Below are 14,924 nucleotides of genomic sequence, written 5' to 3'. Positions count from 1 at the left end.
AGACAAATTAGACTCGTGATCCAGTTTATTAGCTTTGACGTTAGGTCAAAGCGTCACCCTTGTATGAGTCGTAACGTATTAAACCTGCTGTGGACTCAGGCGCTATGAGACTCAAGTTATCATCGAGGGGCTGTAGCTGTGTAACAGAAGGCGCGGTGATAAACTGAGACTTAAATAAAAACCCTTGCACTAAGTCTATGCCCAGCTCCTGAGCGAGTGCAAATTGTTGTGGGTTTTCTACGCCTTCTAAGACTGTTTGTTTGCGGCAATCTTTAGCAAACTGGATCAGGGCTTTCATCAGATATTCTTGCTCAATATTACCGACCTGGTTAAGCCAATTGATATCAAACTTTAAGGTATCGACCTGGCCTAATAGTGACAGAGATAGCATGGAATGTGGGGCACCAATATCATCGAGTGCCACCTTTATCTTTTTGGATTTTAAATGCGATACCAGCACGCTCGAGAGCTTAGCATCATTGATGCAGGTATTTTCGATGATTTCTACGGTTAAATTAGGCCTAAGTGACAATAGATTCAACATCTGTTGGCTCTTAGGCCCTATGGCATGGGGGTCTAAGTTGATAAACAGAGGCAGAGATTCTATTGAGTGTTTAAGTTGAAACAACTTAGCTTGTATCTCCACCTGCTCCAACAGAGATGCTTGATTATGCAGGTGATCGAAGACAACATTCGGTGGCGTGTGATAGCCATAGATATCGGTAAATCTAGATAGGGCTTCGTATCCATAGACTGATGAGTCCGAGGTGCTGATCAGGGGTTGATATTCTGCGCCCAGGTAAAGATTATCCAGTGATAACATTAAGTCGATCTTATTATTTTACGGTAATGATAATTATTCACATCTTTAACTGAGTGTCTAAGCTTTTTACGTTAATTAAAGCGTGAGTGACTTATTTTTCGTCATTTTTATGGGGCAGGGGGTTTTACCTTGATGCAGAGTCTGCTTGATATGAGCCTGGCAAATATAAATCAGGCAATCGCCGCTAAAGGACTTAGCGGCGATATACAGGTTTACATTCAATAGCAATAGTTACCTATCAATATTTAAAATTGAGTTCCTTGGCCGAGAACAACTCGGGTTTCTTTCCTTGCTTTATTTGATAGATGACTCGATAGCTAAGTACTGCCTGTACATATTCTCGGGTTTCGGTGAAGGGGATGGCTTCGATGAAGGAGACTACATCCAGTTTGCCATTGGTGTTCTTCAACCAACGCTTCACTCTGTAAGGGCCCGCATTGTATGCTGCGGTGGCTAACACTCGATTGTTATTAAACTGCTTTAATAGAGAGGCATAGTAAGCACTTCCCAGGCGAATATTAATTTCATTGACGTACAGGCTACGTGTGCCCTTGTATTTTACCCCGGCTTTCCTGGCTGTTTCTTTTGCCGTTGCAGGCATAAGCTGCATCAAGCCTCTCGCACCGACCCCTGAGGTGGCATAAGGGTAAAAAGCACTCTCTCTCCTTGCTATAGCCCTGAGTTCATCAATGTTGACCTTCTGTTTCTTACTTGCTTTCACAAAGGCTTGCTGGGCTGCATAAGGGAAACGCAATGATATGTCATTCCAAAGTTTGCCTTGTATGCTGGCTTGGACGCCGAGATCGTACCATTTATTCTCTAATGCAAATGTCGCATATTCTTTCTGCATTGCAGGCTTATGACGAGCCAACATCTGTACCCACTCAGTTCTGGCATCAATCGTTTTATCAATTGCCAGTAACTCTATGACTCGAGCCAAGGCTTTATCATCGAATAACTTGTTTCTAAGGGCCTTGTCACTGATGGAGTCTTGGTGCTCCAGTTGATATTCACTATTGAGCTCACCTGCCGCGGCATAACCATAAAAGTTTCTGCGTAGGCTTAAGTCCTCCAATCGAGTGGTACTCGAGTGGTTATAGAACATATCTGAACTGGGAGCCAAGCTGGTTTGAGTCGAGCCGATGCTATCGACCCTAGCCTGCCAATATTGCCATCTGGGCTTAGCTTTTTTCTGATCACTCAACTGGGGCAAGTAGGCAATCAGCTGAGTAAAGTCGGCTTCTCTGATGGCCCATCTCAGTCTTAATTCAACCAGATCATCACTGTCTAGCAGTGGCAACATGGTATCGACGAAGGATTTTAGTTGCTCTTCCTGTCTGATGATGGCGCGCTTGACGAAATAGCGACTGAGTTTTCTGCCTTGATAATCACTGAACCTGTCCAGTTTCTGGTAGGTCATATAGAGTTTTACTGCTAGCTTAAGATCTTTTCTCGCCAGTTTATTTAATCCAGCGGCGACGATCTCACCATTAACGCTTGCCCGGCCCATATACTTTTTGGTGTATCTGAGACTGCGTGGATCTTTATATACCGACAGGAGTAGATTAGCCGCGGATTTGTTGCTGGTTATTTGCTTAGCGAGATAAGTCAGTAATCCGTTTTGACCGGCATTAAAACTCAGGAACATACGCGACCAGATCTTGTCTTGAGTGCGTAAGCCTGCGTTTTGCCATGCCTGAAAGAGCGAGTTACATTCTTGTGGTCTCGACTTCCCATAGAGCCAGAGAGATTGAGCGCCTTTAAAAGCTGTCTCTTTATCGCCTGCTGAAAACTTAGCCCGGTAGAAATAACACTGCAAAATAGTGTTATTGGGTCTGCTTGGGCTGACCATTAAGAAATCATCCCAACGCTGGTTGGAGCCGGCCTTCATTAAATAGCGATATCGAGCCGTGTTAAATAAGGGACTATCTTTAAATTGGTTTATCTCTGGGATGGCTTTAGAGCCTTTATGAGTCAGAATGCCATCTATGCTGGAATGAAAGTCCAGATAGACGGTCAGAGGGTAGCCGTCGAGTTGTTTACGTAACCGATTAAAGGTACTGAACTGCTTTTTTTTCAGTGCTTGTCGAGCATCTAAATATTTTTGCTGCTGGCTGGTGTAGTCGCTAGCATCGGCTGGATTAAAAATCGAGCTTGCCATCAAGGCCGACATCGAGACCAGGCTCAGGCCTGTATAAAAAAACAAGGACTTTAAAATGCCATTAAACTGCTTATGCATTGCTACTTCCTTTAATATCCATATTTTCAAGAGATCATCTACTCACTGACTAATTTAATTTTGGATTCAGACACTGCTGGGTAGTCAGATAATGCGTTATCTAATAGGCGTTGATCGATTTTTTTGCTGGTATCCACACCTAATTGTTGCATCTGGTGGGCTTGTCTGACCAAGTTTCCTTTACCACTGGAAAGCTTGCTCATGGCGTTGGAATAGCTTTTCTCGGCTGTTTCGATGGCTCTACCAAGCTTTTCCATATCTTCGATATAACCGCATAATTTATCGTATATTTTGCCTGCTTGTTTGGCGATACGTTGCGCATTTTGATTCTGATATTCGTAGCGCCAAATGTTGTTTATCGTCCTTAGGGCAACCAAAAGATTGGTTGGACTGACAAGCATAATATTGAACTCTAAAGCGTAGTTCACTAGGCTAGGGTCATGTTCTAATGCGAGTAAAAATGCAGGCTCTAGGGGGATAAACATAAGCACGTAATCTAGGCTGGTGAGTCCATGAAGCTTTTGATAGTTTTTTTGACTCAGGCCCTTGATGTGTCCCCGAACTGAGAGGACATGATCTTTAAGTGCTTGTGTCTTGATGGCTTGATCATCACTGTTGAAATAACGCTCATAGGCGACCAATGACATCTTAGCATCTATAACGACATCTTTATTTTCAGGTAGATGAACGATAACATCGGGTTTGAAACGCTTACCATCATCATCTTTAAGTTCAGTTTGCGTGTCATACTCATGGCCTTCACGTAAACCACTCTCTTGCAGTACACGCTCTAAAATCACCTCACCCCAGTTACCTTGCTGCTTATTGTCACCCTTGAGTGCCTTGGTAAGGTTGACGGCATCTTGACTCATCTGTTGATTGAGGGCCTTGAGTGATTCTAGCTGGTGCTTAAATGCACTGCGTTCGGATTGCTCATTGGTGTAGGATTCTTGAACTTGTTTTCGAAACCCCTCTAGTTGCTGTTTAAAAGGGGCTAACACAGCATCCAGATGTTGAGAGTTCTGGTTTTGCAGCTTTTCACTACGTTCTTCGAATATTTTGTTGGCGAGGTTTTCAAACTGCGTTTTTAAACGAATTTCTGCATTCTCTAATACAGACACTTTATCTTCTAGTGCTTGTTGTTGGGTATCAAATTTAACGGTTAACGTTTGTTGCACGGCATTAGATTTTAACAGGGCCAGTTGGGTTTCCATTAACTTATGTTGGGATTCTTGCAGCTGGCTTTCTAAATGGGGCAGACGATTGGACTCGGCTTGAGCCTGTCCTAGGGCACTGAGGTTGTGTTCAACTTTAGCGTATAAAGCGTCTAACTGTGATTCTTTATCAAATAATAAAGAATCCCTGTGTCCAATCTCAATTTTACTCTCATCTATTTGCTCTTGATATTGCTCAATCAGTCGATGTTTTACATCTTGCCATTTCTGACGAGTCAAGCGTTGGTTCAATAAGGCGCCAATGAGCAGAAAGAGAAAAGCGACCGCGCTCAATACGATAATTTCGGGTAATGACACAGGTAGATTCGTTGGCATAAGAAGGTGGCCATAAAGAATGAGGAGAATAGACTCTCATGCAAGATAACTATCTTCAAGTGACATCTTGTAGTAAGTCGTGTAAATGAATAACTTTTAATCGCATATTGCTAGTATGTTGTTTCTGGGTTGGATATATACAAGAGTGCTTGGAAGACGATTCCATGATGTTAATTTGTTCAATCAGCTTATTGCAGGTGAGTTACTGTGATTCAAGGAAATTTTTAGTGACTTTCCCCTGTCTAATACTTGTGTGTGATTTTTACTGCTTAATACTCAGAAGAGGCCCATAAATGAAGTTTACTCAAGGTATAAGACAAAAAGCCCCATGGGAGTTAAAAGATTCTGATGTGACTCCAGAATCTGTATTCAATGACCGTACACGCACTTACGGTCTTATGTTGGAAGAAGAATAGAAGGGGCGTTGCATGCATTTCCATAAAAAGCCATCTTGGGACAAGTTAAAAGATTCTGATGTGACTCTAGAATCTGTATTCAATGACCGTACACGCACTTACGGTCTTATGTTGGAAGAAGAATAGAAGGGGCGTTGCATGCATTTCCATAAAAAACCATCTTGGGACAAGTTAAAAGATTCTGATGTGACTCCAGAATCTGTATTCAATGACCGTAGGCGAATCTTAAAACAGATGGGGTTTCTGGGTGCTGGTGCCTTGTTATCGTCAAATGCTAATGCAGGGATTTTTGACCTGTTCGGTGATAAAAAAGAGACACAGCAATTTATACGTTCAGATTTACCCTACACACAAAATATTGAGTATGACTCTGTGTTAAATGGTGGGCTGACTCCTGAAAGTAAAATCACCAGCCACAATAATTTCTATGAGTTTGGTACCAGCAAACAGGACCCTGCTGAAAATTCTCAGGGATTTGATGTCGATCCATGGCAACTGGTTATCGAAGGAGAGGTTGAACATCCGTTGAGGTTAAATTTAGACGACTTAACTCACTTGATAGCCTTGGAAGAGCGGACCTACCGTCTTCGCTGCGTCGAAGCTTGGTCTATGGTGGTGCCTTGGGTGGGATTTCCTCTGGCTAGCTTATTGAAAAAGGCTGGAGTCAAGAGTAATGCAACTCATGTTGCTTTCGAAACCTTGTTTGATCCTGAGCAGATGCCAGGACAGAAGAGTCGCTTAATGGGGGGCGGGATCCATTATCCTTATGTGGAAGGCTTAACCATTAATGAAGCGATGAATGATCTGTCTTTCTTGGCCCTTGGTTTATATGGCAAGACACTGCCACCACAGAATGGTGCGCCTATTCGTTTGGTGGTGCCCTGGAAGTACGGTTTCAAAAGCATTAAGTCCATTGTCAGGATCAGAGTCATGGATAGACAGCCGCCGACTAGCTGGAATCAACTAGCATCCAATGAGTATGGTTTCTATGCCAACGTAAACCCAAATGTCGACCATCCTCGTTGGTCTCAGGCTACCGAGAGACGTATAGGCGAGGGCGGGCTTTTTTCTGCTAGGCGAATTAACACGCAAATGTTCAACGGTTATGGGGAGCAGGTGGCAAATTTATATCAGGGATTAGATTTGAAAAGGCATTTTTAGGCAGAAATAAAAATATGCTTTAGTGCCGAGTGGTGAAAAATCAGTGACAAAGTGGGAGGAATAATGCGGTTAACATCGAAACATCTTTTTGGGCTTAAAGTCGTCATACATCTGTTTGCATTATGGCCCATCTGTTATCTGATCACCTCTGTGATGTCCGGGGCCGCTGGAGGAGATCCTGTGCAGTATATTATTCATTATACAGGCGTAGGTGCACTCAATACCTTAATTGTCTTACTGACTATCTCCCCCTTGGCTCGTCGATTTAAACAAGGCATATTAATACAGACTCGTCGTCTCATTGGCCTTTATGTATTTGCCTATGCCAGCTTGCATATTCTGGCGTTTATTAGTTTAGATCTCTTGTTCGAGTGGTCACTCCTATTTGAGGAAATCCTTAAGCGTCCCTACATATTAGTCGGGACTCTGGCTTACCTTATCTTAATTGCCTTGTCGGTTACGTCACATAAAATCATCAAGAAGAAAATGGGCAGGAGTTGGCAAAAATTACATAACTGGGTTTATGTGGTGGCCATGCTAGTACCCATTCACTTCTATTGGTCAGTAAAGTCTGAAATTATCGAGCCAGGTATCTATATTTTAATCGTGATTGGTTTATTGAGCTTGAGGCTCACGATAGGTAAAAATTTATCCCACACATTCACTCGATTAAGACTAAAGTTGAACGGCCAGTAATAAGGATATGCTGTAGCTTTGTGGCACTAGAGATATGATCAATATATTAATGGCGCATTTTGACGGTGAGATTGACCAGAATGAGAGGTACAGGTCATTAACTCGAAATAAACCCGAGGGATCTTTGACAAACAGTGAAATATCTCCAAAAGTTATATAGGCATATCTGCTCGCTTAACACAGCTTAAGGATTGACAATGGACACTATTATTAACCTGTTTAGAAAGATAAAAATCTCGAGCCGCCTGTTTATTATGTTGAGTTTATCGATCTTAGCGACCATTTTTATGTTTCTGTTCGCGCTTATTAGTATTGATAATATGTTAGTTGCAGAAAAAGAAGCCAAGATCTCTTCCTTGACCGATGTGGGTGAGAAAATTATTAGCGACTACTATCAAAGGTCCCAGCAGGGACTGATGACAGAAGATGAGGCTAAGGCCGGTGCCATTATGGTGCTGGACACATTACGATATGCAGGCAAAGAATATTTCTACACCCTCAATACTCAAGGTGTGATGGTTCAACATGCCTTTGCGAAAAGACTGGTTGGCACCAATGTGTTAGGGATAAATGATGTTAATGGTGTGCCTTTATTTAAGAATATGATAAGCGGAACCGAACATCAGGACTCGGCAAAAATTGAATATATGTGGAATCGTCCTAATGCTACGGTTCCAGCACCTAAGATGAGCGTGGTAAAGCGATTCAGGCCTTGGGGATGGATTGTTGGGACTGGAATGTATATCGATGATATCGATGCACAGAAAACTGATTTTGCCTTGGCGTATCTCTTGGTGGTGGCCCTGGTCTGGTTCCCGGTTATCGCGATTTTATTGATTATCATTCAGAGTATCTCTAGGCCAATGCAAGAAACCATTTTAGCCCTAGAAAATATTGCTAAGGGGGAGGGGGACCTCACCCTGAGACTCGAGGAGGCTGGCAACGATGAACTAAAAGAAGTTGCCGCTAACTTTAATTATTTTGTGGTTAAGATACAGACATTAGTACAATCGGTTCTGGACTCGGTGGCCCATAGTCGTGAGCTAGCGGTCGGTTTAGCCAGTATCTCAACTGAAGCTAGCGAAGTTACCTGTAACATGCAAACGGAAACAGAAAGCGTCGCCACGGCCATTAATGAGATGTCGATGGCAGCGTCTGAAGTAGCCTCTAATGCGCAACTTGCGGCAGATAGTGCCAGTTGTGCCGATGCCGAAGCCGATAGGACCACAAATGTTGTTGATAATGCAGTGGTTAAAATCAAGGAACTTTCCGAAGAGCTAGTAAATACCTCGGAAGTCGCTCAGGGATTACAAGTAAGCTCAGGTAAAATTGGACAGATTTTAGATGTCATTGTGGGCATTGCAGAGCAGACAAATTTATTGGCTCTTAATGCCGCGATAGAAGCGGCTAGAGCTGGGGAAGCGGGCCGAGGTTTTGCAGTCGTTGCCGACGAAGTAAGAACCTTGGCGAGTCGTACACAAGAGTCTACCCAAGAGATAAATGGCATCATAGATGCGATTAGAGAATCGATACAAAGTGTCAATGATTCGGTTGAAAGAGCTAAAACCCGTTCGAGCCAAACGGTAGAAGAAACCTTACAAGTTGTAGGGGCACTAGATACCATAAAATCTTCGATTCGACAGATTTCTGATATGAATATTCAAATTGCCGCGGCAACGGAAGAACAGAGTGAAGTTATTGCCGAATTAAATATGAACGTGACTCGAATAAATGATATTTCAGTGGAAAATCAACAAAAGAGCGTGCAAATTGGTGAGACGAGTGAACAGATCCAACACGGCTCGACAGAATTAGATAAGCTTGTCTCTAGCTTTAAAGTTTAATTTAGACATATAGATCAAGCATAAATAAATTCATCAAGAAGAGAAAACAATAAAACCAGACAAATTAATTTGTCTGGTTTTTTAAATTCATCATGACTTGCACGACTTCATCATAGGATATGTTGAATTGTCTTGAGAGGTTTATGACTTTAGTTTTATATGTTTGAATTTTTTCTTGTTGGGTAATTTGGTATTTCTTCTTCGCTACTGACTCTTCTATCGTTTCTTGTAATATGAGTAAACGACGTAAACTATAATCAAGTGAATCAATATATTTAGTCATCTGCTGTTTATTTCTAGCTTGAGATAAATCGCTGGTGTTTTTTTTATCGAAACCATATTCATCTAAAGCTGCGATTGCGTCTTGTAAGTCTTTGTTATCAAGCATTAAGTTTCACTTATCTCGTATTGGTAAACTAGAAGGGATTTAAATGTACCTGTAAGAATTTGATTATAGGCTTTTTATTCCAGCTCTTAAAGTAATTTGAACATATAAAGAGGGGTGATGAGTAAATATTGCAGCTTACTCTTAAGTTGTACTAATTAAGATAATGACAAAACGTTAAATATGTTTTCAACAGAATAGGATCAAGTCTCTTCTACAGGATTTATTCGCTTGTTATTAATGTTGGAATCTAGTTGTTAAAGCTTAGTTGTTGAGGCCTAGATGTTGGAGTCTAGTTGTTGAGGCTTTGATGTGAACAAGTTGGTAGATGTATAAGGCTTTGCAGGTATTGTCATTAAATGTGTTGAAGGCAGGGCTAAAGCAGAGAAGGACCTAGTAAACTGAGAACTTAAGGTAAGGAAAAGCTAGGCTTCATCAATATGCAGCTTAGATAAATCGACACTGATCCCTGGTCTAATTGCTGGTGCACACATTGATAATGCCGGGATGGCTATTGCCATCAATGCCGTGTTCACCAGCTATATGCATTAAGCTTGATGCATATAAGTATCAAGCTTATTGGTACTAACCTGATAAAAAGACAAAGAAAGCTGTAGGGCATATCCATTGTATGATTTCAGTCGATAACATTATTAACACACTCGGTATGATGTTATATTCTGATGAAAACGGCGTCGGGATCGCCAATACCGAACTCGACCTCTTACGCTTGCTTTAATTTCTACTCAGATATTTGGATGGAACCTGCTATGAAAATTGTTAAATGGTTTTTTATTGTATTACTTCTTATGTTCGCGAGTCTCGCGGCCTACCTGACATTGGTTTTTGATCCAAATGATTTTAAACCTGAAATAGTCGATGCGGTGAAAAAGCAAACCGGGCGCGACCTCATCATAGCAAAAGATCTTTCATGGACCTTCTTTCCTAGCATAGGTATCGAGCTGGGTGATATTTCATTATCAAATCCTAAGGGATTCGATAATGCATCTATGTTAGAGGTAAAAAAGATAGTAGCAGAAGTTGAGTTATTACCCTTATTTCGCAAACAAGTTGAAATAGCTCAACTGAACCTGGATGGCTTAGTCATCAATCTAGAAACTCGCAAAGATGGGCGGTCCAGCTTTGATGGTTTCCAGAGTCAGTCTACTGCAGAGCAATCGGTTCAACTCGATAAGCCTGCGGTTTCATCTGCCAGTTTATCGAGTCTGGATATCGGCGGTGTCTCAGTCACCAATACGCAAATTCGCATCTCAGATAAACAAGCCGGGACCGAACAAGTATTTAGCCTGGATAATTTAACCCTGGGAAAATTCTCACTGGGGGAGTTTGCCACTCTTGAGTATCGCTTCAGTGCCGAAATGCCTGATATAAAGCTAATGAGTCTAGGTCAAGGCTCAATCAAGCTGTCTCAAAATATGGCCAACATTCAGGTCAAAGATTTTAAGATAACCAATGCAATAGCCGGTGAGACAATACCCAACAAGAAGTTAGATATCACACTTCTAACACAGGTTGAAATCTTGCTAGAGACCAAGCAAGTTCATCTCCTATTGGATAAATTAAATGCAGGGGATATAGAGGCTAAAGGGAAATTGGACATAGCCTATGGTCATAAAGTACCTCACATCATTGCTAACTTGGATTTTGGCGATATAGATCTTGATAAATTACTGCCACAAACAGATAAAGCAGACAAGGATAAGACCAAGGACAAGACTCAGCCTGAAACGCCTCAGAGTGAACCTGATCTAAGTGCGATGAAGTCTTTAGAACTCACTTTAAACTTAACGGCTAAATCCATTAAAGCTTCCAATATCAAAACCAGTAATTGGGTGATGGATCTGACACTAGAGAATGGCATTCTCAATCTTAAGCGGCTCAATGCCAATCTCTATGGCGGAAAGCTGGCCGTTACAGCCCGTCTCGATGGTCGTCAAGCTGTGCCGAACTACAGTTTTGAAAAATCGTTTACAGGCGTTCAAATCCGCGAACTCTTGAAAGATGCTGCGGATGTCGATCTGCTGGCGGGAACGGCTAACTTCAATGTTAAAGGCAAAGGAAGAAGTCTTCTTGCCGATAATATTAAGAAGAATCTTGCGGCTAAAGGTCAGTTTGAAATTGCGGATGGAGCCCTATACGGAGTGAATATTCCACAAATGATCAGACAGGCTCAAGCAAAACTCAGTGGTGATTCATCATCTGTGACTTCGACTGAAAAGAAGACTGATTTTACCTCATTAACTGGATCATTTTCGGTGGTCAAGGGACTGGCATCTAATCCGGATCTGCTGATGTCCTCGCCGTTAATCAGGTTGTCGGGGGCGGGTACTGCCAACATCATCTCCGAAGCACTGGATTACCAATTAACCACAGCTGTAGTTGGAAGCCTAGAGGGACAAGGCGGTGGAGGCCAAGATCTACTCTATGGTATTGAAATTCCCTTCCTAATCACAGGTACCATGTCGGAGCCCAAATTTTCTTTAGATACAGCGGGACTGTTTGACGCTAAGTTAAAACAAGAGGTAGAGAAGGTGCAAGATAAGCTTAAGGACAGTCTGCTAAAGAGGCTAGGTGGTTTTTAATGAATAAATTTCTCTATGTTTCAGTGGGTTTTATTGCCCTATCTGGCTGTTCTCAAAAAGTATCCCAAGGGGTCGAGCCCACTCAAGTTAAACTCCAACAAGTCGCTGAAGTGGAGGGCGCTAGAATCCATGTATCTGAATTAAAATATTCGAAGTCCTATAAATTGGCTAAAAATGTTGAAACTGTGGAGGCCAAGATGGATAAAGGCGTGTTATCCGGACAGTTACAAATCACAATGAAAACGGATTTTACTGTGTCACTCATTATCACTAATAAGCAATCTTATGGTGTGCCAATTCAGTATCGGTCGGGTATGACTGCAGACCTGCATCTGTTGGACCCTCAGGGTAACAAGATATGGGCCTGGTCGGATTCTATGATGTTCACTCAGGCGATACGTGATGTGGTCATTCCGTCTGGGGAAATGACTCCGGTGAGGTTCAAGCTGTCTAAAGAGGTGCTTGCTAAAATCAAGGGCAAAGGCTATAGCTTAGTCGCTATCTATGCCGGTCATGCAACAGAGTCGACTAAAGTGGCTATGGGGAATGTGCATGTGTCTTTGGATGGATACATAAACTAGCTGGTGATTATAATCGAAAAATGCCAAGTCCTTTTACAGGACTTGGCATTTTTTTTAGCCGGTGAGAATACTTAGGGAGGATTAATATCAGGCTTTGATCTTCTTCATATCAAGATACAGCTTCAGTTTTTGACCCGGTTGAATATACTTATGTTTCCCTAGGGTATTCCAGCGGATAAGATCCTTGACGCTGACGTTAAATTTTGCAGCTATATGTCCCAGAGAGTCCCCACTGCGCACCGTATAATTGAGCTTACGAGTCACGTCACTTACATGTGTATTAGCTGTCCATATTGTTAGTTTTTGTCCAATCTTCAAGCTATCTTTAACAGACATATGGTTCCATTTAGCCAACTGAGCTATTGTGACCTTATGTGATTTAGCCAGCTTCCAAAGTGAGTCTCCAGATTTCACAATATAGTCAATTTTCTCGCTATCAGGACTCTTATTCTGCTTGGATTTGAGCCTCTGTTTCAGACTTAACGCATCTTTATCCTGATTTCTCACCGGGACAGGAATGACCAGATAGCGCCCAGTTATGATGGTGTTGCCCTTAAGTGCGTTTGCAGCACGTAAAGCCGATGGTGTCGTGTGGTACTTTTGAGCGATAAGTCCTAGGCTATCCCCAGATCTAATCTGATAGCGCTCCTTATTCAATTTGTCATCTGCATGGATATTGGCCAATGCAAGATTGAATGTGGGCACTCTATCGACCGGGAGCACTAAGGTATGAGGGCCGTTTGGCGGGGTTAGCCAGTGATCATAGCCTGGGTTTATTTTACGCAGTTCTGATGTCGTCATACCAGCGAAGCCTGCAGCGAGGGATAGATCGAACTGCTCTCCCACATCTATGACTTGAATTTGGGGCTTATTATTTATCGGGTGAAGCTTTATGCCGTATTTGTCGGCGTGCTTGATGACATCTGCAAGTGCCAGTAGTTGAGGTACATAACGCTGTGTCTCTGTTGGCAGGGTTAATGACCAAAAGTCGGTAGGCTTTCCTTTACGTTTATTATTTTTAACGGCATTTATCACACGTCCTTCACCTGTATTATATGCCGCGATAGCATAAAGCCAGTTGCCACCAGTCTTCTTATACAGGTATTCGAGCATATCTAAGGCGGCAGTGGTTGCTGCGGGTACATCTCTGCGTCCGTCATACCAGTCGTTAATTTGTAGGCCAAAATACTTCGCCATAGGGGAAGTGAATTGCCAGAATCCCGATGCGGCGCTGTTAGAGTAGGCTGTAGGATCAAATGCACTCTCAATGATGGGAAGAAGGGCGAGTTCGATAGGAAGATCACGTTTCTCAACCTCTTCGACGATCAAATAGAGGTAAGGGGCTGCACGTTCCGATACTTTTTCTAGATGTTGCGGGTGCTTGATGTACCAGTCACGATATTGCTTAATTAACTTCTGCTCTGGCACATCGAATGATAAATTCAGACGAATTCTCTGCCAGACGTCGGTAACTTCCGCAACGTTAATTTTTGCTTTAACGATATCTTTAGGCGGGATAATAGTCTGAACTGTGCTGGTTTTTATTGTGCCAGTTGAAATGCTGCTGGTTTGAGTATGGTGTGCTTCAGAGGCTGATTCGTCGAATGACTGGCAGCCTAAAATTAGGATCATACTCCCAGCGAGGATAAGGTTTTGTATGCGCATCGAAAAAATTTCCTTGATTCTGTCCCTCTATGTTAAAACTCGAAAGGGGACTTATTTAGCGCCACATTGTAATCTGTTTATTAGAAATTGTCTTTCCATTGCCTTAAAAGTGCAAAAGTGTCCACAGGATCAGACACATTTTTCATGAAATGTTGATTAACTGAGGCCTTAATCGTACCTGTATTGCAACGCAGAAAGGGGTTGATGTTACGTTCGGTACCTATACTGCTTGGAATAGTTGCTACTTGTTTCGCGCGTTTATCCTGACAAAGTTCATGGTATCGGAGTAGCTCGGGATTCGTCGGCTCTACCGACAGGGCAAAATCTAGATTAGCTAAAGTATATTCGTGGGCGCAATAGACTCGGGTCTCACTAGGAAGCTGGGATAAGGCCATTAAAGAGGCATGCATCTGTTGAGGCGTTCCTTCGAAGAGTCTGCCACATCCTCCGCTGAACAGGGTATCACCACAAAAAAGCTCACCGGCAATCAGATAGCCAATGTGACCTAATGTATGTCCCGGTAAAGCAATGATATCTACACTTAGATTAAAGCGTTTAAGGGTGATTTGGCATTGAATCGAACTTTGGGTCGAGATGGGATTGAGTAAATTATCTATCTCCTCATTATCAGGTCCATATACTTCAATCTTGTGTCCTGCATATGCTAAGAGTTTCGCTATCCCACCAGTGTGATCATGGTGGTGATGTGTTATCAATATACCGGCGAGTTGTAATTGCTTGATATTGAGAAAATCGATAACGACTTGAGCATCGCCAGGATCGACTACGTATACTGATTGATTGCCATCTTGTGCAATTATCCAGATATAATTATCATTGAATGCGGGTAATGCGGTGATCTTTAATTTCGAAGATTCAATTGCTTGCATATGTGTCTCATCTTATCTGGCGGTAATTTTTATATTGGAGATGCAGGTTCAGTTAACCAAGTAAATTGATT

General features: G+C 42.3%; 11 protein-coding genes. 5 read left to right on the top strand and 6 right to left on the bottom strand.

Going from position 1 to position 14,924, the window contains the following annotated elements; translation table 11 throughout:
- Positions 1-40: 40 nt before the first annotated feature.
- From SVI_RS11420 to rmuC, 3 genes are all read right to left on the bottom strand, one after another.
- A complete protein-coding gene (locus SVI_RS11420; RefSeq protein WP_013051678.1) occupies positions 41-823 on the bottom strand; it encodes an EAL domain-containing protein in 783 nt (260 codons plus the stop codon).
- A 238-nt stretch (positions 824-1,061) separates the two neighbouring features.
- Positions 1,062-3,062 (bottom strand): transglycosylase SLT domain-containing protein, encoded by a 2,001-nt coding sequence (locus tag SVI_RS11415; protein WP_049791084.1) that lies wholly within the window; start codon positions 3,060-3,062, stop codon positions 1,062-1,064.
- Between the two features lie 38 nt (positions 3,063-3,100).
- On the bottom strand, positions 3,101-4,612 hold the full coding sequence (gene rmuC, locus SVI_RS11410; RefSeq protein WP_013051675.1) for a DNA recombination protein RmuC: 1,512 nt from the start codon (positions 4,610-4,612) through the stop codon (positions 3,101-3,103).
- A gap of 554 nt (positions 4,613-5,166) precedes the next feature.
- On the opposite strand from rmuC, the gene msrP reads away from it, so the two are divergent.
- The 3 genes from msrP to SVI_RS11395 all read left to right on the top strand — a co-directional run bounded on the left by msrP (position 5,167) and on the right by SVI_RS11395 (position 8,729).
- Positions 5,167-6,189 (top strand): protein-methionine-sulfoxide reductase catalytic subunit MsrP, encoded by a 1,023-nt coding sequence (gene msrP / locus SVI_RS11405; protein WP_013051672.1) that lies wholly within the window; start codon positions 5,167-5,169, stop codon positions 6,187-6,189.
- A 63-nt stretch (positions 6,190-6,252) separates the two neighbouring features.
- Entirely contained in the window at positions 6,253-6,885 is a 633-nt protein-coding gene (msrQ, locus tag SVI_RS11400) for a protein-methionine-sulfoxide reductase heme-binding subunit MsrQ (RefSeq protein ID WP_013051671.1), read from the top strand.
- 197 nt (positions 6,886-7,082) lie between these two features.
- Positions 7,083-8,729 (top strand): methyl-accepting chemotaxis protein, encoded by a 1,647-nt coding sequence (locus tag SVI_RS11395; protein ID WP_049791082.1) that lies wholly within the window; start codon positions 7,083-7,085, stop codon positions 8,727-8,729.
- A gap of 64 nt (positions 8,730-8,793) precedes the next feature.
- On the opposite strand, the gene SVI_RS11390 is transcribed toward SVI_RS11395, so the two are convergent.
- Positions 8,794-9,117 (bottom strand): hypothetical protein, encoded by a 324-nt coding sequence (locus tag SVI_RS11390; protein WP_013051668.1) that lies wholly within the window; start codon positions 9,115-9,117, stop codon positions 8,794-8,796.
- 767 nt (positions 9,118-9,884) lie between these two features.
- Between SVI_RS11390 and SVI_RS11385 the strand changes: the two genes are divergently transcribed.
- Both SVI_RS11385 and SVI_RS11380 read left to right on the top strand, forming a co-directional pair.
- The gene (locus SVI_RS11385; RefSeq protein ID WP_041419893.1) at positions 9,885-11,717 is read left to right on the top strand and encodes an AsmA family protein; all 1,833 of its coding nucleotides are present in this window, start codon (positions 9,885-9,887) and stop codon (positions 11,715-11,717) included.
- Complete coding sequence (locus tag SVI_RS11380; RefSeq protein WP_013051665.1) at positions 11,717-12,298, top strand: BsuPI-related putative proteinase inhibitor; 582 nt, start codon at positions 11,717-11,719, stop codon at positions 12,296-12,298. Before SVI_RS11385 ends, SVI_RS11380 begins: the two co-directional genes overlap by 1 nt.
- Before the next feature lie 87 nt (positions 12,299-12,385).
- Here the strand turns inward: SVI_RS11380 and SVI_RS11375 are convergent, their stop codons facing one another.
- Entirely contained in the window at positions 12,386-13,963 is a 1,578-nt protein-coding gene (locus tag SVI_RS11375) for a lytic transglycosylase (protein WP_013051664.1), read from the bottom strand.
- An 80-nt stretch (positions 13,964-14,043) separates the two neighbouring features.
- Positions 14,044-14,853, bottom strand: a complete 810-nt coding sequence (gene gloB, locus SVI_RS11370) for a hydroxyacylglutathione hydrolase (RefSeq protein ID WP_013051663.1) — start codon at positions 14,851-14,853, stop codon at positions 14,044-14,046.
- Between the last annotated feature and the right edge of the window lie 71 nt (positions 14,854-14,924).

This window comes from Shewanella violacea DSS12, from assembly GCF_000091325.1.
In the GTDB taxonomy this organism is placed as follows: Bacteria; Pseudomonadota; Gammaproteobacteria; order Enterobacterales; family Shewanellaceae; genus Shewanella; species Shewanella violacea.
This window is presented reverse-complemented; position numbering and strand designations above follow the sequence as displayed.

Coding starts and splice junctions, on each gene's coding strand:
- SVI_RS11420 (WP_013051678.1), bottom strand. CDS start 823: ATGTTATCACTGGATAATCTTTACCTGGGCGCAGAATATCAACCCCTG.
- SVI_RS11415 (WP_049791084.1), bottom strand. CDS start 3,062: ATGCATAAGCAGTTTAATGGCATTTTAAAGTCCTTGTTTTTTTATACA.
- rmuC (WP_013051675.1), bottom strand. CDS start 4,612: ATGCCAACGAATCTACCTGTGTCATTACCCGAAATTATCGTATTGAGC.
- msrP (WP_013051672.1), top strand. CDS start 5,167: ATGCATTTCCATAAAAAACCATCTTGGGACAAGTTAAAAGATTCTGAT.
- msrQ (WP_013051671.1), top strand. CDS start 6,253: ATGCGGTTAACATCGAAACATCTTTTTGGGCTTAAAGTCGTCATACAT.
- SVI_RS11395 (WP_049791082.1), top strand. CDS start 7,083: ATGGACACTATTATTAACCTGTTTAGAAAGATAAAAATCTCGAGCCGC.
- SVI_RS11390 (WP_013051668.1), bottom strand. CDS start 9,117: ATGCTTGATAACAAAGACTTACAAGACGCAATCGCAGCTTTAGATGAA.
- SVI_RS11385 (WP_041419893.1), top strand. CDS start 9,885: ATGAAAATTGTTAAATGGTTTTTTATTGTATTACTTCTTATGTTCGCG.
- SVI_RS11380 (WP_013051665.1), top strand. CDS start 11,717: ATGAATAAATTTCTCTATGTTTCAGTGGGTTTTATTGCCCTATCTGGC.
- SVI_RS11375 (WP_013051664.1), bottom strand. CDS start 13,963: ATGCGCATACAAAACCTTATCCTCGCTGGGAGTATGATCCTAATTTTA.
- gloB (WP_013051663.1), bottom strand. CDS start 14,853: ATGCAAGCAATTGAATCTTCGAAATTAAAGATCACCGCATTACCCGCA.